Below are 20,506 nucleotides of genomic sequence, written 5' to 3'. Positions count from 1 at the left end.
TTCCTCAATAACTCGAATAGAGCCGCACCGGCTGCGGGCTGATGCGGTAATCGTCCTTGCGCGGCGAGAACGCGAAGCGCGCGTAGATCATCCCGGCGCTCGGCGCATAGTCGTGCGAATGGTCGATGGACACGCGCGCGCCCAGCGCCAGTTGCGGATTCAGCCGATATTCGACCGTCGCCCCGAGTCCGTACGAAAAGCTCACGCCACGCGTCGAGCCGCCGGGATAAATCAGGCTGCCCGTATCGACCGGCGAGAGTCCCGCTACCGCCGGCAGGCCGTTCGGGAAATACGGCGAGCTCTTCTCGTACGAATTCGAGACGCCCGCCGTCGCCGCGATGTCCCAGGTGAAGCCGTTACGCTTGCCCATCCATTCGATCGGCACGCCGAGCGACAGATAGCGCTGCGGGCTGTAATAGCCGCCCTGCCCGAACGTGTAGTAGCGCAGGTTGTCGGTGTAATGCCAGGCATTGCCGACGAGGCCGGTCTGCACGCGCATCGTCGCGCGCCGATACACCGGCACGGTGAAGCCCGTGCGCAGCGTGAATTCCTGATTGCTCGCGACGTTGCGCCCGCTCAGCTCGGCCACGCCGATATCGGCGAATACGTTCGTCCTGCCGACATCGACGCTCACATGCAGGTCGATGCCGTCGCGCCGCACGCCGCCCCAGACGACGTGCGTGAGCGGATCGGTGAGACCGGCGTAGGACAGCTCGCTGCTCGTGACCGCACGCCGCGACGCCGCTATCGACAGGCTCGCCGGACCTGCATCGAACTTGTAGCGCGCGCCGCCGACGAGGTAATGCACCGGAAAGCCGATCGGCGTCGAGCCGAGATCGACGCGCCACGCATCGGACAGATAGCCGAAGCCGCCGCCGAGACCGTTCGCGTGCTGATGCAGATCGCCGGTCGTGACGGGCGAGTTCGTCAGATATTGGCGCAGCGCGTTCGCCGACGCCGCCGTGCCGTCGTAGAAACCCGCGTTCGTGCCGAAGGTCTGAATGGTGTACGGAAGGCTCGGCGCCGAAGCGCCGGCCTGATCGGTGAGTCCGCTCACGTCGAGCGTGCCCGCGTCGAGATGCACGGCGTCCGCGTGCACGAAGAAATGCCCGTCGTAGCGATACGGAATCTGCACGTACAGCGGCACCTGCTGCGCGTGATACTGCGACACGCCCGCATCGCCGGACTTGTACGCCGGTATCCACGCCGTTTCGACTTCGGGATTGCGGCGCTGATCGAGATCGTCGAGTGCGGATCGCGCGGGCGTGGCGGACGTTGCGGGGGTCGCGCGTGCCGAGCCGGCCGGCACGCTGAACGCCGGCGCGATGCCCGACGCGCGTTCCTGCTCCATCGACAGCCGATACAGCGACGCCGCCTGCTCGTACTCGCCGAGGTCCTCCGCGACGCGTCCCGCCTGCACGGTGACGTCCGCGCGTTCGGGATAGGCGACGCGTAGCGGCTGCGTCAGCGCCTGCGCATCGAGCGGACGGCGCAGCGCGGCGAAACGGCGCGCGGCAGAGAGGCGCGTGTCGATGTCGTCGGGCGGCGCGGCATCCGCGACGCGGCGGACGATCGCGAGCGCTTCCTTGCGCGCGCCGATGCCGCCGCTGTCGTCGAGCACGCGCGCGAGCATGAGCTGCGTTTCGGGATCGTCGGGCGATGCCGCGAGCATCGGCGCGAGCGCGGCGCGTGCGCTGTCGTAATCGCCCTGCGCGCGCGCGAGATCGGCGAGCTCGAACGCGTAGCGCTTGTCGCGCTTGCCTGCGTCGCTCACGGTATCGAGCAGACGGCGCGCACGCGCGTAATCGGCGGCGTCGATGGCATCGTCGGTCTGACGCAGCACGCTGCGCAACGCCTGATCCTCCAGACGCTCTTGCTGACGCGGCGTGAGCTTCGGCTCCGCGCGCACTTGCGCGAGCGTCTGCGACAGCGCATCTTCGCGACGCGCGCCGCCGAGCAGATCGCCGTAGCGCAGGCGCACGTCAGCATCGGTTTCTTCGGGATGCGCGGCCATCCAGTCGCGCAGCAGCGCGAGGCCGCGCTCCGCGTCGCCTCGATCGATATACAGCGCACCGATCGACGCGAGCAGGTTGGGATCGTCCGCGGCCAGCGCTTGCGCGCGATCGAGCGCGGCGGCGGCAGCGTCGGCGTCGTTGCGCGCGAAGGCGGCGCGGGCATCGGCGAGCGACTGTTGCGCGTCGAGATTGCGGGCGAGCGCGCGCATGGCGTCGGTGCGATCGGCTTGCGGCACGGCATCGAGCGCGGCGCGCGCGCCCGCCAAATCGTCCATCGAATTGCGATACAGCGCGGCGGCGTAAGCCATCGGCGCGGCGTTCGGCGAGCGCGCGAGGCCGTCGTCCATCACGGCGCGGCCGAGCTGCGGCAAACCGATATCCCGATACAGCCGCGCAAGCGCGAAGCGCGTCCACGGCTGATCCGGCTCGATGCGCAACGACGCCTCGTATTTCTGCGCCGCCGGCCCGTTCTGGCCGCGCGCGGCGAGTTGCTGCGCCTCGTTCGCGACCATATCGGCGCGCATCGCGATCAGGCTTTGGCGATCGTCGGCGGCGGTGAAACGGCTTTGCAGCGCGGCGATGAGCGGCTCGACTTCATCGGCGCGTCCGGTCGACTCGAGCAGCGCACGCGTGCTCTTCAGCGCCGACAGGCTCGGCTCGCGGCCCGCAAGCTGCGCGCGCAGCATCGGTTCGGCGGCGCGCCAGTCGCCTTGTGCGAGCAGCGCATCGGCGAGAAGCAGCTTGGCATCGGCGCTATCCGGCTCGATGGCGAGCGCCTCGCGCGCGTAGCGTTCGGCGTCCTTCGGCTTGCCTGCGTTCGCGGCGTCACGGCCGTGCGCGAGCGTGCCCCAGAAGCGCGCCGTGCGCGCGAGGCCCAGCCACTTCGCACGGTTGTCCGGCGCGAGCGACGCCGCGCGTTCGAACAGCGCGCGCGCTTCGTCGCGATTGCCTTCGCGCATGCGCAGCAAACCGAATCCGCCGACGGCTTCCGCATCGTCCGGACGGGCGGCCGCCGCGCGCGCGAGCAACGGCGCGGCTGCGTTCAGGTCGCCGCGAGCGAGCGCCGCCAGACCGCGCTGCCGGGCGATGTAATCGGGATCGCGTTCGAGCTTGCGCTGCGCTTCGATGCGCGCGTCGAGCAGATCGGCGCGATCCTTGAACTCGGTGTCGTCGGGCACGAGTTCGAGGTACGCGTGCAGCGCCTGCCGATATGCCGTGTCCGCGCCCGCCGATTGCAGTACGTGACGCCAGACGTCGAGCGCGGTGTTGCGGTCGGTGTCGGTGCGCGTGGCGAGATTCCATGCGATGCGGTTCGCTCCGGCGCGGGTCGCGTCGCTGCTGTTGAGCAGACGCGCGAGGACGAGCGCGGAATCGACGTCGGCGGGATCGTCCGCGATGCGCCGGTGCAAGGCCGCGAGCGCTTCGGCACGTCGCGCGGGCGTCGCGGCGATGATCTGGTAGTACTCCGCGCCGAGCGGGCCCGACGGCGCGCCGTGCGCAAAGAGCGCGCTCACGCGGCGCGCGGCCTCGTCCGACTGGCCGCTGCGTGCGAGCAGGCGGATCGCCGCCATTTCCTGACGGCCGCTGACCGCGACGCGATATTCGTCGTCGACTTGCTGCGTGAGCGCCGCATTGGGCGCGCGCGTTTTCATGCGCGCGAGCGTGGCCTGCGCCTTCTGCGCCTGGCCGAGCCGCAACTGGATACGCACGAGCTCGGCGTTCAGACGCGGATCGTCCGGCGCGATGAGCAGCGCCTTGTCGATCGCCTGCAACGCGAGATCGTCGCGATGCTTGTTGGCCCACGCGCGCGCGGTGCCGTAAAGACGCTCGGCGAGCGCGTCCGTCGATGCCTCGCTGGCATGCGTCTGCGTCGCGCACACGACGCTCGCCGACATCAGCGCCGCGCGCAGCAACGTCGCCTTCGTCCGGGGCGCGCGCTTCATTTCGCCGCTCCGCATGCCGATGCCGCCGTGCGCAACGTTCCGTCGCCCGCGAATCGATAGCGGCCCTCGCGCCAGCCGAGGCCGAAGAGCGTCAGCACGCTCGTGTAGTACCCCGGCGCCGATGCCCCCGCCGCGCGCGCCGCTTGCGCATCCGCGAGTTCGGGGCGTCCGATAGCGTCGAGAAACGGCACGGCGGCGGCGGAGAAACCCGCGTTGCCGTCGTTCGGGCCGGGCTTGCCGTCGCGCGTGTCGATGCGCTCGGGCGGCGCGCCGTGCGCGTCGATATACGCGGCGAACGGCGCCAAATGCGCGAGGAGGCGCGCGCGCGCTTCATCGTCGGATGCGAGCATGCCCGCCCACAGATACACGCGGATCGCGTTATAGGCGCTTTCGGCGTGCGTCTCTTCGTCGGGCTCGAAACCCCGGTTCGCGCGATACAGCGCCCAGTCCGGCGCAAAGCCCTGCGGCGCGGTGTCGATCAGCATGCGTGCGCTCGATGCCGCGAGCCGCGTCCAGCGCGCGTCATCGGGCAGGCTCGCGCCGATGCCGCGAATCACCTGCAACGGCGCGTAGCTCGGATTGACGCGCCACGTATCGGCTGACGGATGAAAACCCAGAGGTCCGGGCAAGAGCGTGAGGCCGAGGCCGGGCAGCGTGGCCGTTTCCTCGTCGAGCACGCGCTTCGCAAGCGATGCGCCGCGCGCCGTGTAGCTGCGCTCGCCCCACGCGCGGCCCGCTTCGAGGAGCGCGTAGGCGATCCACAAGTCCGCATCGGACGCCGCGTTGCCGTCGAGCACGCGCAACGTGCCGGCGTCGTCGCGGCCCCAGAGCCACGCGGGCAGCCGCGACGTGAGATCGCCCCGCGCGAGCCGGTCTTCGGTCCAGTGGAGAATCGTGTCGAAGCTCGCGCGGTCGTTCGCGACGAGTGCGAAGAAAAGCGCGTAGGACTGGCCTTCGGAGACCGTGCGCTCGTCGGCGGAACCGACGTCGATCACGCGGCCTTCCTTCGAAATGAAGTCGCGTTTGAAGGCGTCCCAGCGCGGCCACGAATCCATGCACGCCGATGGCGACGCCAGATCCGTCGCTGCTGCATTCGCGCCGAACACGACAAGCGCGCCGGACACGATCGCGCGCTTTACGCCCGAAGCCTTCATCGCTCAGATACCCCGGCGCCGCGCGGCCAGTTCCTGCAGCGCCGCGAACGCCGCGATCGCGAGCAGCAGGCCCGCCAGCGCGCCGGCGAGGCCGAGCAGCGCCGGATGACGGATCGCGTGGCCCCACAGCTTCGCGTACCACGGCACGTAGCCGACGACATACGTCTCGCCGACGCGCGCGCTGTCCACGCCGCCGTGCCGCACGAGCGCGACATCGCCCTGAATCTGCGACAGGCGATCCGCGCGTTCGAGCACGTCGAGCAGATCGGTGAGATGGCCGTCGCCGGTCGCCGCGAGCGCGACGATGCTGCGCCCCTTCGTTCCGGGCGACTGGAAGCCCATCAGCGCCGCGAGCGGCCCGTTCTGATCCAGCGATGCGCCGCCGTGCGTGACGCGCGCGCCATCGCGCCAATGCTCGCCGACCGAGAACGACGCCCGCGCGATGCCCTCCTTCGACGGCGTTCCCGCAGCCGAACCCGCGATCGACAGCGGCAGCGCATCGTGCCAGCGCGAAAACACCGGCGATGACGGCGCTCCGCCGATCACGAGCAGATCCTTCTGCGCGAGCGCGGGCACATCGTCCGGACGCGCGATGGTCACGCGCAGGCTCGGAAAGCCGGTCCACTGGCCCATGTGGCCGAGCATCGTCAGCATCGCTTCGATCTCGGCATTGGCGGGACGCGCGGGAATCACGATGGCCGTCTGCGACAGATCGGCGTAGCGCGTGAACGGAAAACCGCTGTTCGCAAAGTACGCGAGATTCGGCAGTTGCGCGTAATGCACGAAGCCGGAGAAGTCGATGGTCGAATCCGGGTCGACCGCCGCCCGCGCCGGATTGGTCGGCACGCCCGCGCACAGGCCCTGCTTCTGCGAATCGAGGTTGAAGCGCAATTGCAGCTGGTTCGAACTGCCGACGCGAAACGCCGGAATGTCCAGCGCGTTGGCCGTGCCGCCCGGCGCGCCCGAAAGCAGCGGCAATTGCAGGCGGCCTTGCGTGTCATCGGTTTTGGCGGGCGGCAGCCGGAACGACTTCACGAGTTGCTCGTTGATGTCGATGGCGAGCGCGGAGTTGTTCTGCACCGTCGGCGCGGTGTACCGGTACTTGAGATTGAGCGGCACGCCGACGCTGTTCCACGAGAACAGATCGGCGGGCACGCGCAGGTTCAGGCGGATCGGCTCCGGCTCGCTGCCCGCGACCTGAAGCTGCGACACGTCGTCGACGAGTTCCTTGAACTGCACCGGGCGATTCGTCGGCATCCAGCGCGGCGCGTCGTACGGTTCGCGCGGCTGGCCGATGTCGACATGCGCGACCTTCGCCGCATCGCCGGACATCGCCGTGCGGCCGAGCACGAGCGCATACGCGGCATCGTCGACTTCGGCGCCGTTGCGGCCGGTCACGACGAGCAGCTTGCGATCCTTGGACGCCGGATTGTCGGCGACGAGAATCGTCGGCCCGTCGATATCGGGCAGCGCGAGACCCGCCGGCAATTGCGCGCGCGTGCCGACGACGACCGCGTGGTCGTTCGGGGGCAGCGTGTTCATCGCCGGGAAGCGCGCCTGACGGTAATCCGCGAGCGCGCCGAACCACGACGCGAGCACGCCCGCGCTCTTGAGCGTCGCGCTGTCCGGCGATGCGGGCAGCACGAACGGCAGCGTGAGACGGCTCACATCGCGCGCATCGAAGAACGGCGCGGGCAGCAGCGCGAGATCGTTGGGCAGCCTGATCGGCGCGGTGTCGAGGATGAATTCGCTCGTCGGGCTGATGTCGGCCCACAGCGCCGTGTTCGCCGGATCCTCGCAATGATCGAGCGTGTAATGGCCGATGAAGCGCAGCCCGAACTGGTTGTAGTCCGTGAGCAGGCGCGGATCGAGCGGGATGTCCTGCGTGAGCATCGCGCCGGCGTGCTCCTTGTCGAACGGCACGGTGGCGATCGCTTCGCCGTTGATCGACACCTTGACGTGCGACAGCGCGAACAGGAGCGCGGGCGAGTAGGTGTAGCGCAGACGCAGGCGCGCGCCGGTCACGACGCGGTCGAGCCGCACGCCGAGCACGATCGAGCGCGTATCTTCGAGGCCGCGCAGATGCATCGGCTGATACGCGCCGAGCGCGGAGAACGGGACGTGGATCGAGCCGGCGTCGGCGCTGGCAGCGGCGTCCGGATTGACGGCCGGCGGCGCCGCTTCGGCGCAGACGCCGGCGAAAAGCGCACTGGCGGCCATCGCCAGCGAGAGGCAGAACGAGACGACTGGTTTCATCGGCGAGTCAGCTACGGAATTCACGGCCGCGCGCCGCGCTGCCCGCTATGGCATCGTGACGGAGGCGCAACGACAATCGGATCGCCAGGCGAGCGGCGCGCGCGGCAACCGGGACGAATGCAGCAAGAGCGGGAAAGAGTCGGGGCAAGCGTGCGATGCACGAAGCGAGGCGTCGGGGCGTGCGTGATCCGCGACGCGGGTGCGGTCGCGCGGCTGCTGCGTTCATCGCGCCGGTCTGTGCGATGACGCGCCTTTGCCGCTGAAAAGCGGACGCAACAGTAGCATAATTTGTGACAATTTGTATCACCTCAGCCGTCCTTCATCAAAAAAAGCGCCACATCGCGACATGGTTCGATCCCGTTCTTCATCCGCTACGTCTTCCGCATCCGAAAAATCCGGCCACGCCGAGCGGATCGCGAAGCCCGCAGTCAAGCGCAGCGGCCTGCTGCGCGGCCTTTTCGCGTTGCGCCATTCGCGCGACGGCATCGCCGCGACCTGGCGCGAGGAGAGCGCGTTTCGCCAGGAGGTGTGCGTCGCGGCCGTGCTGCTGCCGATCGCGTTCGCGGTGCCCGTGGGCGCCGCCGAGCGCGTGCTGCTCGCGGCTTCGGTGCTGCTCGTGCTGCTCGTCGAGCTGATCAATTCGAGCATCGAGGCGGCGATCGACCGCATTTCGCTCGAACGTCACGAACTCTCCGGACGCGCAAAGGACTGCGGCAGCGCGGCGGTCACGGTGGCCATCGTCATCGGCTTGCTTACGTGGGGCGTGATCTGCGGGCCGCTCGCATGGGACTGGCTGCGCGCGCATCTTTGACGTTGCGGCGTCCGGCGGTGATGAGCCTCGCAATTCGCGGGGGCTATTCGTGTGTGGCACCGGAGGCCATGCACGATATGTCGGCGGCGCAAACGGATTCTTGATGCCCGTCGCGGCGACTTTGCCCGATGGACGTTGATGAAGCGGTAGTTAATACCTCACGCGGACCGCCGCGAAATATTCCGAAAGGCAATCGGCGAGAGACAAACGCGCCGCGCGGCCGCCTGGGTCGCCTTCTTGCTGGTTCCCGTCTGCGCGCCCGTTTTCACGGCGCCCACTCTGCATTTCTTCCAATTGCGGGATTCCATCTACTTCGACGGAGGAGTTGTCGTGCGGCCTTTTACCCTGATTTTTCTGGTGTTCGTGACGCTGTTTTCCGGATGCGCGGCTTACCGGACACATGAGGCGCGCAGCGATTCCGGCGCGCTCATCGGATCGAATGTTCTCGATCTCGTCGCAGCGGTCGGCATTCCCGACAAGACGATGAAACTCGTGGATACGAATACGCCGGGCGACCGCATGGTGATGCAGTGGAACTTCTCGAATTCGGATGCGGCGTTCGAAATGAACGTGATCCTGCTCGATCTGAAGATCGGCGGCGCCGGCAAGTGCAGCATGACCGCGACCACCGAGCGCTGGGGCGGCAAGGTGCTGTCCGTGAACTTTCCCCAGGCGCACGTCGACAGCATGAACTCCGACTACAGCGCGTGCGAGCCGCTCGTCGCGGAAGCGCTGACGCATATCGGCCACACGCCCATCGATCCCGCTTTCGACTCGTTCAAGCTCGTCGGCGCGGCCAAGTAAGCGCGCCCGGCACTCGCACGCGACGATCTTCTTACCAACTATTTCTCCGGGAAACAGGTTGTGTCGTCGATCGGTGCGAGTGCCTTCGCTCTAAAGAAGGATTGCGAAACATCTTGTGATAGTGGAACGTCATCGCGCGCCTTGAACGGATCTGCAATCCTATCGAAACCTTACCTGTAGTCCTTTAGTCATCGAACGGCACGTATAGTCCCCGCAGCGCGCTTTTTTGCCTGTATTTCCTGTCTGCGCTGAAGCCAACTACATCGCCCGCCGATTTGACAACTCTCCCGATCCAAGACCGTTTTCGCCGCGCCCTGTCGCGATCTCTTGCAAGAACCGCATTCGTCGCGGGGATGACTTTCCTCGTTGCGTATCCGCGTGTGCCGTTCGCCGCCGTCGTGATGAATTTTTCGCATGCCGATATAAACGAGGTCGTGCGCGCGATCGGACTCGCCACGGGCAAGACGATCATCGTCGATCCGCGCGTGAAGGGACAACTGGATCTCGTCTCCGAGAATCCGGTTCCCGAAGACGAAGCGCTCAAGACGCTGCAATCCGCATTGCGTATGCAGGGCTTCGCGCTATTGCAGGATCACGGCGTACTCAAGGTCGTGCCGGAATCGGAAGCGAAGGTTCAGGGCGTGCCGACCTATGTCGGCAATCAGCCTGTCGCGAAGGGCGATCAGATCGTCACGCAGGTATTTCAGCTTCGCAGGGAGTCCGCGAACAGTATCCTGCCGACGCTGCGGCCGCTGATTTCCCCGAACAACACGATTGCCGCCAACCCGAGCAACAACACGCTGATCGTGACCGATTATGCGGATAACGTGCGCAGGATCGCGTCGATCATCGCGGGCATCGAAGGGGCGTCGAGCCCGCATATCGCGGTCGTGCAGCTCAATTTCGCGGATGCGACGGCCGTCTCGCAACAAGCGCAGAAGTTGCTGGATCTGAACGGCATCGGCAACAGCGATCCGACGCAGAAGGTCGTCGTCACGCCGGACGCGAGAAGCAACGCGGTCGTGCTTCGGTCGAGCGGCGCCGCGCGGCTGTCCGACGCCGAATCGCTGATCGTCAAGCTGGACACGCCGACGCGCGCGCCGGGCAACATTCATATCGTCAGCCTGCGCAACGCCGACGCCACCGATATCGCCAAGACGCTGCGACGGATTCTCGGCCAGACAGGCGGCGGCGATTCGCAATCGGGCTCGGGCAACGGCGGCGGCAATCAAAGCTCGTCGGGGCTTCCGAGCAGCAACGGCACGCTGCCGCCGCTGCCGGGCGGCACGGATTCGGCATCGTCGGTGAGCGCGACGTCATCGTCGGCGTCTTCCTCGAAAAGCCCTTTCGGCGGGATGCAATCGCGCTCGGGCGATGACAAGGACGAGCAAGGAAGCGGCGAAGTCGTCGCGGACGTGTCCACGAATTCGCTCATCATCACCGCGCCCGAACCGGTGTTCAGAAACCTCGCCACCGTGATAGCGCGGCTCGATCAGCGCAAGGTTCAGGTGTATATCGAATCGCTCATCATCGAAGTGGCTTCCGACAAGGAAGGCGAATTCGGCATCGAATGGCTGACGGCTGCGGGGCTGCAGTCCGTCGCCGCGACCACGACGAACGTCGGCCTGGTCGCGGGATTCGGCAATATCCTCGGCACCAAGGGCCTGTTCCGCGCATTGCAGTCGAACTCGGATGTCAACGTGCTGTCGACGCCGAGCCTCGTCACGCTCGACAATCACGAGGCGCGCATTCTCGTCGGCACCAATGTTCCCATCGAGTCCGGGTCTTATTCGACGAACACGACGAGCTCGTCATCGGTATCGGCGTTCAACACGTACGACCGCAAGGATGTCGGCGTGATGCTGAACGTCAAGCCGCAGATCAATCAGGGCGGAACGCTGACGCTGCAGGTCTATCAGGAAGATTCGAGCGTGCAGAACGGCACGGCGGATCAGGCGGGCGGCTACAGCATCGACAAGCGCTCGCTGCAGACGACCATTCTCGCGGACGACGGCCAGATCGTCGTGCTCGGCGGACTGATCAGCGACAACTACACGAACGGCAATTCCCGAATCCCGTGGCTTTCGAAGATTCCGGTGCTCGGATCGCTATTCAGGCACGAGACGAAAAGCCGGCAGAAGACGAACCTTCTGATCTTCCTGAGGCCGGTGATCGTTCGCGACGCGTCGCAGCTTCAGGCGATCGCCGCGGATCGCTACGGCTACATGCAGGCGCGCTCGGCCACGTACAAGAGCGACAACTGGCTGGAGAAGGACGACACCGTGCCGGCGCTGCCCCACATCGATGGATACGATCACGGCGACGGAACCAACGTGGTCGATCTGACGCATGTGCGAAACGCGGCGCAGCCCGCGACGCCTGGAACCGAGCGTTCATCGCCCGCCCGCTGACACCGCGGCGCGCTTGCGCTGCAAGAACCGGCGCACCGCCGGATCGCGCTCCAGTCCGATCGCGAGATCGTAGGCGGCGAGCGCCTCGTCCGTCGCGCCGACGCGAGCGAGCAGATCGGCGCGCGCCGCCCAATACGGCTGATAGTCGGCGAGGCGCGGATCGTCCGCGTAGGGCGCGAGCGCATCGAGCGCCGCCCGCGCGCCGTCCCGTTCCGCCAGCGCGAGCGCGCGGTTCACCGCCACCACCGGCGACGCCGCGATCCCGAACAGCGCATCGTAGAGCTGCACGATCTCGTCCCAGTTCGGCCGATGCGTGCGGCAGCGATGCACATGCGCCGACTGCAACGCGGCCTCCAGCTGAAACCGTCCGATCGCGTTGAAAGCGTTCGCGCGCCGCAGCAGCCTGTCGGCTGCGTCGATCATCGGCGCGTTCCATGTCGACGGATCCTGAGCCGACAGCGGCACGTAGTCGCCGGCCGCATCGCGTCGAGCGTCGCATCGCGCCTGGGCGTAGAGCATCAGCGCAAGAAGGCCGAGCGTCTCCGGTTCATCGGGCAGCAAGTCGACGAGCAGATGCGCGAGAAACAGCGCCTCGCCGGTCAGATCGCGCCGCGCGGCATCGCCGCCGAGCGGATCCGTCCATCCTTCGGCATACACCGCGTACACGGCTTCGAGCACCGCGTCGAGACGGCCCGGCAAGTCTTCGCGCTCCGGCACGCTGAACGGAATGCCGGCTTCGCGGATCTTGTTCTTCGCGCGCACGAGGCGTTTGCTCATCGCGGCGGGCGACATGAGAAACGCGGAAGCGATCGTCTTCGCTTCGAGCCCGAGCACCACTTGCAGCATCAGCGGCGTGCGGATCGCGGCCTCGAGCGCGGGATGCGTGCACGCGAACAGCAGCCCGAGCCGCCGGTCGGGCAATGCGCCGGCTTCGTGCTCGTCGATTTCGCCGGAGAGAATCGTCAGTTGATGCGCGACGTCTTCACCGACCCGGCGATGGCGCGCGCCGTCGATCGCCCGGCGGCGCGCCACCGTCATCAGCCACGCTTCGGGATTCGCCGGGCAGCCGCGCTTCGGCCAGTCCGCGAGCGCGGCCGCGAACGCGTCGGCGAGCGCGTCCTCGGCTGCGGCGACGTCGCGCGTACGCATCGCCAGCAGCGCGACGAGCTTGCCGTAGCTGCGTCGCGCGACCAATTCCGCTACCGCGCTCGCGCCGTCAGCGGGCTCGCTCATCCGGCGGATGGCGCATCGTAAGGCGCGGTCCACACCGGACGCACTTCCATGAGGCCGTGCGCCGCGCCGGGACAGCGCGACGCCCACGCGATCGCCGCGTCGAGATTGGGCACGTCGATCAGGTAATAGCCGGCGAGCTGCTCCTTCGTATCGGAAAACGGCCCGTCGAGCACTTGCGGTTTCCCGTCGACGAGCCGCACCGTCGTGGCCGTGCTCGTGTGCTGCAGGCGGTTCGCGCCGACGAGCGCATCCGCCTTCTTCAACGATTCCGTGTACGCCTGATACGCGGCGACGCCCTGCTGCCGCTCGCTGTCGGTCATCTGGTTCCAGCGGTTTTCGTCCGAATAGATCATCAGCAGATAGTGCATGTGAGCCTCCGTCACAAGGTCGATGCGGCCGGATCATCCGGGCGCCATCACGATGACGCGCGGGCCGTGCGCCGATGGACAGATATCGCGAAAAAATTCATCCGTCCTTCCGAGACGGCCACGTATTCTCGAAGACGCATTCCTCTGTCGAACGGCGCGCCGCCCAACGCTCGCTTTCGAGCATCGGCGCATCGTAGAAGCGTTCGACATGCCCGACGCAAAGAATGGCCACGGGCCGCGCGCCGCCGGGCATGTCGAGCAGCGCGGCAACTTCCACGGGATCGAACAGCGAGACCCAGCCCATTCCCAGCCCTTCGGCACGCGCGGCGAGCCACATGTTCTGGATCGCGCACGCGACGGAAGCGAGGTCCATCTCGGGCAGCGTGCGCCGTCCGAAGACATGATGCTCGCGGCCGTCCATCAGCGCCATCACCAGCACTTCGGCGCACTCGCGCAATCCTTCCACCTTGAGCCGCATGAACGAATCGCGGCGTTCGCCGAGCGCATCGGCGGTCAGCACGCGTTCACGTTCGACCGCATCGCGCAACCGCGCGCGTAGGTTCGCGCAGGTAATGCGCAGGATGCGCCACGGCTGCATGAAGCCGACGCTCGGCGCGTGCAGCGCGGCGTCGATGAGGCGCTGCATGACCTGCGGCGACACCGGATCGCCGACGAAGTGACGCATGTCGCGACGCTCGCGGATCGCGCGGTAGACGGCTTCGCGATCGGCGTCGCTGAAAGCTTTTTCCATGGATGTCGGCAGGGTTGGGCTGATGGATTGGGGATGATATCGGGGCGGCTCGTTTTCGTCCGCGACGGCGACAAAATCATGCGCTGTCTACTTCGCCACTCAATCGACCTTGTTAGGAATAAGCGTATTGCGCTGTTGATGTGTCTTACTCCATTGTTTCGGCTTCCAAACGAATTAAGCGAAACAACCATGCCGATTCCCGCATACATGTGGCTGAAGGACGATGGCGGTTCGCCGATCAAGGGCAGTGTCTCCGTGCAAGGGCGCGAGGGCAGCATCGAGATCATCGGCTTTGGACACGGCCTGACGCTTCCGGTCGATGGCAACGCCGGCAGGATTACCGGCACGCGCATACACGCGCCCATGTCGATCGAAAAAGAGTTCGATGCGGCCAGCCCGTATCTGTACAAAGCGGTTGCCAAAGGGCAAACCCTTCGATCTGCCGAGATCAGGTTCTATCGGATCAATGACGCGGGCCGGGAGGAAAACTACTTCACGATGCTGCTGGAGGGCGTGAAAGTGGCCGGCGTTCATCCCGGTTTCGCGAACACGAAGATCGCCAGCATGAGCCCGCTCAATCACGTCGAGGCCGTATCGCTCATGTATGACAACATCACCTGGCACTACCTGGACGGCAACATCAAGTTCTCCGACGCGTGGACGGAACGCTAGGCTCGGGGGAACGAGATGGCTCTGCGGGGAAAGTTCGTGGTCGATAATGCGCCGATGCTGACGCTTGTCATGGCTGGTGTCGGGGCGTTTCAGGCGTTTTCCGGGAACGATAACTATCGCAACCGCGGGGGTTGCACTGCGATGCGCGGAGCAGGCCCTATCCCTGCCGGCAAATATTGGATCGTGGAGCGTCCGGCCGGCGGGATCAAATCTCAAGCTCAAGCGTGGGCGAAAGACGCATGGAACACTGTAACCGGGAATCCATCCAGCCACGGCGACTGGTTTGCTCTTTACCGGGATGACGGGCTGATCGATGACTGGACTTGGGTAAATGGAATCAAGCGCGGCAACTTTCGCCTTCACCCGATCGGTGGCCAAGGCGTTTCATATGGTTGCATTACGCTAAAGAGCCGGGCAGATTTTCAACGACTTCGCCAAGCCCTTTTACAGACGACATCCATTGCGGCAGGCACTTCCGGACTGCAAGCGTATGGCTGGATCGAGGTGATCACTGTTGGCAACACTTGTCCGTAAGCTAATCAAGGTAGCGCTTTTCAGCGGCCTGTTTCTATTGGCGGTGCGTTACGTGCACACTTATCCGTTGCCGATGACCGAATCGCAACAGCACGTCCTGCTCGTCATCGCTGACTCAGTGGGCGTCGAGGATGCGGAGATGCTCTACATTCTGTCCATGACGACAGTCGACCTGCTTGTGGCCATCGTCGCCTATAAGGTCATCATGAAACTCTGGCGTCGCCGACATACGGGGCGAACAAGTGAACGCGCGTAGAAAACGGGCGCGCACATATGAGGTAATCCATTCGACGACCCTCGCGCAAAAAAAAAGCGCCGCGGGCATTCAGCCCGCGGCGCCATTGCGCGACGCTACGACGAAACCGCTCGCCGTAGCCCGACAGCACGCTTACATCTGCACGGTGTCGGCGACTTCCTTGAAGTCTTCGATCTGGTCGAAGTTCATGTACTGATAGATCTTGTCGCCATTGGCGTTGAGCACGCCCATGTCGGCCATGTACTCTTCCTTCGTCGGAATTCTGCCCAGACGCGAGCAGATGGCCGCCAATTCCGCCGAGCCGAGATACACGTTCGTGTTCTTGCCGAGACGATTCGGGAAGTTGCGCGTCGACGTCGACATAACCGTCGCGCCTTCGCGCACCTGCGCCTGATTGCCCATGCACAGCGAGCAGCCCGGCATTTCGGTGCGCGCGCCCGCCGTGCCGAACACGCCGTAGTGACCTTCTTCCGTCAGTTGCTTCTGGTCCATCTTGGTCGGCGGCGCGACCCACAGCTTGACGGGAATGTCGCGCTTGCCTTCGAGCAGCTTGGACGCCGCGCGGAAGTGACCGATGTTCGTCATGCACGAACCGATGAACACCTCGTCGATCTTCGCGCCGGCCACGTCCGACAGCGTCTTCACGTCGTCCGGATCGTTCGGGCAGGCCACGATCGGCTCGTGAACGTCTGCCAGATCGATTTCGATGACGGCGGCGTATTCGGCATCCGCATCCGGTTGCAGCAGTTGCGGATCGGCGAGCCATGCTTCCATCGCCTTGATGCGGCGCTGCAGGCTGCGCGGGTCCTGATAGCCCTGCGCGATCATCCACTTCAGCAGCGTGATGTTGCTGTTGAGGTACTCGATGATCGGTTCCTTGTTCAGATGCACCGTGCAACCGGCGGCCGAACGCTCGGCGGACGCATCCGACAGTTCGAACGCCTGCTCGACCTTCAGATCCGGCAGACCTTCGATCTCGAGGATGCGGCCCGAGAAAATGTTCTTCTTGCCCTGCTTGGCCACGGTCAGCGTGCCCGCCTTGATCGCGTACAGCGGGATCGCGTTGACGAGATCGCGCAGCGTGACGCCCGGCTGCATCTTGCCCTTGAAGCGCACGAGCACCGACTCCGGCATGTCGAGCGGCATCGTGCCGGTGGCGGCCGCGAAGGCGACGAGACCCGAGCCCGCCGGGAAGCTGATGCCGATCGGGAAGCGCGTGTGCGAGTCGCCGCCGGTGCCGACGGTGTCCGGCAGCAGCATGCGGTTCAGCCACGAGTGGATCACGCCGTCGCCCGGACGCAGCGCGATGCCGCCACGGTTGCTGATGAAGTTCGGCAGCGTTTGATGCGTCTTCACGTCGACGGGCTTCGGATAAGCCGCCGTGTGGCAGAACGACTGCATCACGAGGTCGGCCGAGAAGCCGAGGCACGCCAGGTCTTTCAGTTCGTCGCGGGTCATCGGGCCGGTGGTGTCCTGCGAGCCGACCGAGGTCATCTTCGGTTCGCAATACGTGCCCGGACGCACGCCTTGGCCTTCCGGCAGACCGCACGCGCGGCCGACCATCTTCTGGGCGAGCGAGAAGCCACGGCCGCTGTCAGCCGGCTGCTGCGGCAGGCGGAACAGCGTCGACGGAGCCAGACCCAGCGCTTCACGCGCCTTCGCCGTCAGTCCGCGGCCGATGATCAGCGGAATGCGGCCGCCGGCGCGCACCTCGTCGAACAGCACGTCGGACTTGACCTGGAACTCGGCGATCACTTCGCCGTTCTTCAGCGCCTTGCCCTCGTACGGACGCAGTTCGACGACGTCGCCCATTTCCATCTTCGACACGTCGAGTTCGATCGGCAGTGCGCCGGCATCTTCCATCGTGTTGTAGAAGATCGGCGCGATCTTGCCGCCCAGGCACACGCCGCCGAAACGCTTGTTCGGGATGAACGGAATGTCTTCGCCCGTGAACCACAGCACCGAGTTGGTGGCCGATTTGCGCGACGAACCCGTGCCGACCACGTCGCCCACATACGCGACCAGATGGCCCTTCTCTTTCAGCGATTCGATGAACTTGACCGGACCGCGCTTGCCGTCTTCTTCCGGCGTGATGCCGGGACGCGCGTTCTTCAGCATGGCGAGCGCATGCAGCGGGATGTCGGGGCGCGTGGTGGCGTCCGGCGCGGGCGAGAGGTCGTCGGTGTTGGTTTCGCCCGTCACCTTGAACACGGTGATGGTCAGGCTCTGCGGCACTTCCGGACGGCTCGTGAACCATTCGGCGTCGGCCCAGCTTTGCAGCACGGCGCGCGCGTTGGCATTGCCCTTGTCGGCCAGTTCCTTGACGTCGTGGAACTGGTCGAACATCAGCAGGGTTTTCTTCAGCGCGTTCGCTGCCACCGTGCCGACTTCGGCGTCGGAGAGCAATTGGATCAGCGGCTGAATGTTGTAGCCGCCCAGCATCGTGCCGAGCAGCTCAGTGGCGCGCGCGCGCGAGATCAGCGCGCAGGCGGTCTCGCCCTTGGCCACGGCGGCAAGAAAGCCCGCCTTGACGCGCGCGGCTTCGTCCACACCGGCGGGCACGCGGTTGGTGATGAGATCGAGCAGAGCCTGCTCTTCGCCTGCGGGCGGGTTCGTCAGCAGCTCGACCAGTTCGGCGGTCTGCTGCGCCGTCAGCGGCAGCGGAGGAATGCCGAGCGCGGCGCGCGCGGCTACATGAGCACGAAAGTTTTCCAGCATGGGGGGACCGTTGCCTTTGCGTTTCAGTGAAGGCTTTGCAAACAAGCCGGGATGTTCTGGGCACTGCGTTGCCCGCTATTCTAATTGCCACGCTGCGTTGCGTCAAACGTCTTATGTCTTATGTCTTATATAAGACTTGCCGGACGCGGGAAGGCCGGTCGTGTCGGGCCATGTCGAACGGTCATCGCATCGCCGCTCGAAACGGGAACCATGGCGCGCTAGTTCTGAAGAATCTTGCTTCCCTTCATCACGATGTCGCTATCCGCCGTCACGCTGATCTTGCCGCTGCCCTTGACGCTGATGTCCTTGCCCTTGATCTGGATCGTGCCGTCCTTCTTCATGACGATGCTGGCATCGCCCGTAACGAGACTGATCGATTCGTCCGCGTTGATCGTGAGGTTCTTGCCCACCTTGAGCGCGTCATCCTCGCCGACGGACGTCGTGCGCCCTTTCGCCACCGTGCTCGACTGCGCGCCGTCGATCGACTCGCTCGCGTCCTTCGCGACCGACACCGTCTGCCCGCCGCCGACGCTGAGCGACTGATCGCCCGTTACGCTCGTCGCCTGGTTGCCGCCGACGCTCACGGTCTGATCCGAACCCACCGTGACAGTCTGGCCGGAGCCGACGCTGACCGTCTGACTCGCACCGATCGTCTCCGTGTGATACGCGCCGACCGTCACCACCTGGAACGCGCCGATCGTCACCTCCTGCGCCGCGCCGACGGTAATCGTCTCGTTGATGCCCACGCTGTGCGTGCGTTGCAGGAGAACCGTCGCGGTCTCGCTCGCCTTCACGGTCTTGGTGCGGTTCGCGCCGATCGTGATGCTCTCGTTCACGCCGACCGTTTCCGTGCGGTTCATCACGACGTCGATCTTCTCGTTGTTGCCCACGGTTTCGGTGCGGTCGTGCTTGACGACCGTCGTTTCGTCGTGATCGATGTTCTTCTTGCGGTCATGCCCGACCCAGTGCGTCTCGTCGTTCTCGACTTCGATGTCCTGATTCTTCTCGGCATGAATGAGCACCTGCTCGGCGCCCTTCTTGTCCTCGAAACGCAGTTCGTTGCAGTTCGCGCCGCTTCCGCCTTTGCTCGACCGGCTCTTGATGCCCGACTGCGTCATGTTCGCGGGCAGATCGTAAGGCGGCATCTGTTCGGCGTTGTAGACGCGTCCCGTGATGATCGGCCGGTCGGGATCGCCTTCGAGAAAATCGACGATCACTTCCTGGCCCATGCGCGGAATCGCGATGGCGCCCCAGCCCTTCCCCGCCCAAGGCTGCGATACGCGGATCCAGCACGAACTGTTCTCGTCGCGCTTGCCCTGCCGGTCCCAGAAAAACTGCACTTTCACGCGGCCATATTGATCGGTGTAGATTTCGTCGCCGCCCGGCCCGACCACGACCGCCGTCTGCGGTCCCTGCACGAACGGCTTGCGCGCCGTGCGGGCGGGCGCGAACGCCTGCTTCGCGTCGATCGCGGAGAACCAGCATTCGCAGCGATTCGCCTGCGCGCCGTCGAAGGCTTCGTAATCGGCGAGTTCGATCTCGTAACGCGTGCGCGTCACGAGATATTGCGTGTTCTGGTCCGCGCGCGGATGCCGCGTCAGCTTGAGCAGCGCGCCCGCGCGCACGTTCTTGCTGTTGGTGCGCGCCTCGACCTGATGCCAGTTGATGCCGGGATCGTCGGGCACGCTGCCTTCGATGCGCCATTCGTCCGCACGCGACTTCGCGCGGCTCTCGCCGTGATCCGCTTCCACATAGCCGCCCGGATAGTCGAAATGTTCGAGCCCGGAGAACGCGTCGAAGCCCTGCATGTGCTTCGCGGCCTGCTTCTGCAGCGGCCGCGACGGGTGCTTGAAGTCGTAATCGGTGAGCAGCCAGTTATGCGTTTCGATCGCGTGATGCGTGCGCCACTCGCTGACGAATTCGATGTCGGGCGCCGCCGCCTGCACCGCGCCGTACGGCAGCGATTCGCAGCCCGCGACGCTCTCGTGCGCGGCGAGCGTATCGGTCAGGATCAGCGACTCCTTGCCATCCTTGTCCTGAAACCAGTAGTAGATGCCTTCGTCTTCGAGCAACCGGCTCACGAAGTTGAAGTCCGATTCGCGATACTGCACGCAGTATTCGCGCGGCGGATGCGCGCGCGCGCTCGCCTTCCATTTGATCTCGCCGAATTCGAGCCCTTTGTAGACGGGATCGGCGAACACGGCCTTCACGATCTCTTCGACCGTCTTGTTCTGAAAGATGCGGCAATTGCTGCGCCGCGAGAGCAGCCACAGCCACGGCCGCACCGCCGCCTCGTAGATGTGGAGCCGTCCGCGCATGCCGGTTTGCCGGAAGCCCACGACATAGCCGGCGAACACGCGCGGCTTCGCCTTCGGCACGTTGAGCGACACGCTCACGCGCTTGCCGAGGATGCGGCTGAAGTCGAGGTCCGCGCGCTTCGAGACGAGCGTCAACTCGATGCGTGGCATGCGCCCGAGTTCCGCGCACGCGGAAAGGCTCAGAAAGCGCAGGTCGTCGCCGAGCGGCGTGTCGACGCTCGCGAGCGGCTTCTGCGCTACGGCATCGTTGCTGGCCATCGGC

General features: G+C 65.6%; 14 protein-coding genes. 6 read left to right on the top strand and 8 right to left on the bottom strand.

What is annotated here, in order from left to right:
• Positions 1–4: 4 nt before the first annotated feature.
• Genes NCS02_RS33680 through bcsB form a run of 3 tightly spaced genes read right to left on the bottom strand, consistent with a single transcriptional unit; the run spans position 5 to position 7,368 of the window.
• Positions 5–3,973 (bottom strand): cellulose synthase subunit BcsC-related outer membrane protein, encoded by a 3,969-nt coding sequence (locus tag NCS02_RS33680; RefSeq protein ID WP_502800919.1) that lies wholly within the window; start codon positions 3,971–3,973, stop codon positions 5–7.
• A complete protein-coding gene (gene bcsZ, locus NCS02_RS33675; protein WP_250520506.1) occupies positions 3,955–5,112 on the bottom strand; it encodes a cellulose synthase complex periplasmic endoglucanase BcsZ in 1,158 nt (385 codons plus the stop codon). The genes NCS02_RS33680 and bcsZ overlap by 19 nt, the downstream gene beginning before the upstream one ends.
• Positions 5,113–5,115: 3 nt before the next feature.
• The gene (bcsB, locus tag NCS02_RS33670) at positions 5,116–7,368 is read right to left on the bottom strand and encodes a cellulose biosynthesis cyclic di-GMP-binding regulatory protein BcsB (protein WP_008345802.1); all 2,253 of its coding nucleotides are present in this window, start codon (positions 7,366–7,368) and stop codon (positions 5,116–5,118) included.
• 346 nt (positions 7,369–7,714) lie between these two features.
• Between bcsB and NCS02_RS33665 the strand changes: the two genes are divergently transcribed.
• From NCS02_RS33665 to NCS02_RS33655, 3 genes are all read left to right on the top strand, one after another.
• On the top strand, positions 7,715–8,179 hold the full coding sequence (locus tag NCS02_RS33665) for a diacylglycerol kinase (RefSeq protein ID WP_008345804.1): 465 nt from the start codon (positions 7,715–7,717) through the stop codon (positions 8,177–8,179).
• A gap of 330 nt (positions 8,180–8,509) precedes the next feature.
• A complete protein-coding gene (locus NCS02_RS33660) occupies positions 8,510–8,983 on the top strand; it encodes a hypothetical protein (RefSeq protein WP_250520505.1) in 474 nt (157 codons plus the stop codon).
• Positions 8,984–9,336: 353 nt separating this feature from the next.
• Complete coding sequence (locus tag NCS02_RS33655) at positions 9,337–11,394, top strand: secretin GspD/PilQ domain-containing protein (protein WP_250437829.1); 2,058 nt, start codon at positions 9,337–9,339, stop codon at positions 11,392–11,394.
• Here the strand turns inward: NCS02_RS33655 and NCS02_RS33650 are convergent.
• From NCS02_RS33650 to bluB, 3 genes are all read right to left on the bottom strand, one after another.
• On the bottom strand, positions 11,377–12,627 hold the full coding sequence (locus NCS02_RS33650; protein ID WP_250520504.1) for an RNA polymerase sigma factor: 1,251 nt from the start codon (positions 12,625–12,627) through the stop codon (positions 11,377–11,379). The genes NCS02_RS33655 and NCS02_RS33650 overlap by 18 nt on opposite strands.
• Positions 12,624–12,995, bottom strand: a complete 372-nt coding sequence (locus tag NCS02_RS33645) for a YciI family protein (RefSeq protein ID WP_008345811.1) — start codon at positions 12,993–12,995, stop codon at positions 12,624–12,626. The genes NCS02_RS33650 and NCS02_RS33645 overlap by 4 nt, the downstream gene beginning before the upstream one ends.
• A 97-nt stretch (positions 12,996–13,092) precedes the next feature.
• Complete coding sequence (bluB, locus tag NCS02_RS33640) at positions 13,093–13,746, bottom strand: 5,6-dimethylbenzimidazole synthase (RefSeq protein ID WP_250520503.1); 654 nt, start codon at positions 13,744–13,746, stop codon at positions 13,093–13,095.
• Positions 13,747–13,935: 189 nt separating this feature from the next.
• On the opposite strand from bluB, the gene NCS02_RS33635 reads away from it, so the two are divergent.
• Genes NCS02_RS33635 through NCS02_RS33625 form a run of 3 tightly spaced genes read left to right on the top strand, consistent with a single transcriptional unit; the run spans position 13,936 to position 15,208 of the window.
• Entirely contained in the window at positions 13,936–14,418 is a 483-nt protein-coding gene (locus NCS02_RS33635; RefSeq protein ID WP_008345816.1) for an Hcp family type VI secretion system effector, read from the top strand.
• 15 nt (positions 14,419–14,433) lie between these two features.
• Positions 14,434–14,952: a DUF2778 domain-containing protein gene (locus tag NCS02_RS33630; protein WP_250437827.1), complete on the top strand. Its 519-nt coding sequence runs from the start codon at positions 14,434–14,436 to the stop codon at positions 14,950–14,952.
• Complete coding sequence (locus tag NCS02_RS33625; RefSeq protein WP_250442176.1) at positions 14,933–15,208, top strand: hypothetical protein; 276 nt, start codon at positions 14,933–14,935, stop codon at positions 15,206–15,208. Before NCS02_RS33630 ends, NCS02_RS33625 begins: the two co-directional genes overlap by 20 nt.
• 132 nt (positions 15,209–15,340) lie before the next feature.
• Here the strand turns inward: NCS02_RS33625 and acnB are convergent, their stop codons facing one another.
• Positions 15,341–17,926 (bottom strand): bifunctional aconitate hydratase 2/2-methylisocitrate dehydratase, encoded by a 2,586-nt coding sequence (gene acnB, locus NCS02_RS33620; protein WP_250523629.1) that lies wholly within the window; start codon positions 17,924–17,926, stop codon positions 15,341–15,343.
• Between the two features lie 218 nt (positions 17,927–18,144).
• A complete protein-coding gene (locus NCS02_RS33615; RefSeq protein ID WP_250520502.1) occupies positions 18,145–20,502 on the bottom strand; it encodes a type VI secretion system Vgr family protein in 2,358 nt (785 codons plus the stop codon).
• Between the last annotated feature and the right edge of the window lie 4 nt (positions 20,503–20,506).

This window comes from Caballeronia sp. NCF2 (assembly GCF_023631205.1).
GTDB lineage: Bacteria > Pseudomonadota > Gammaproteobacteria > Burkholderiales > Burkholderiaceae > Caballeronia > Caballeronia zhejiangensis.
The sequence above is the reverse complement of the archived record's forward strand: the minus strand, read 5'-3'. Positions and strand labels throughout refer to the sequence as shown.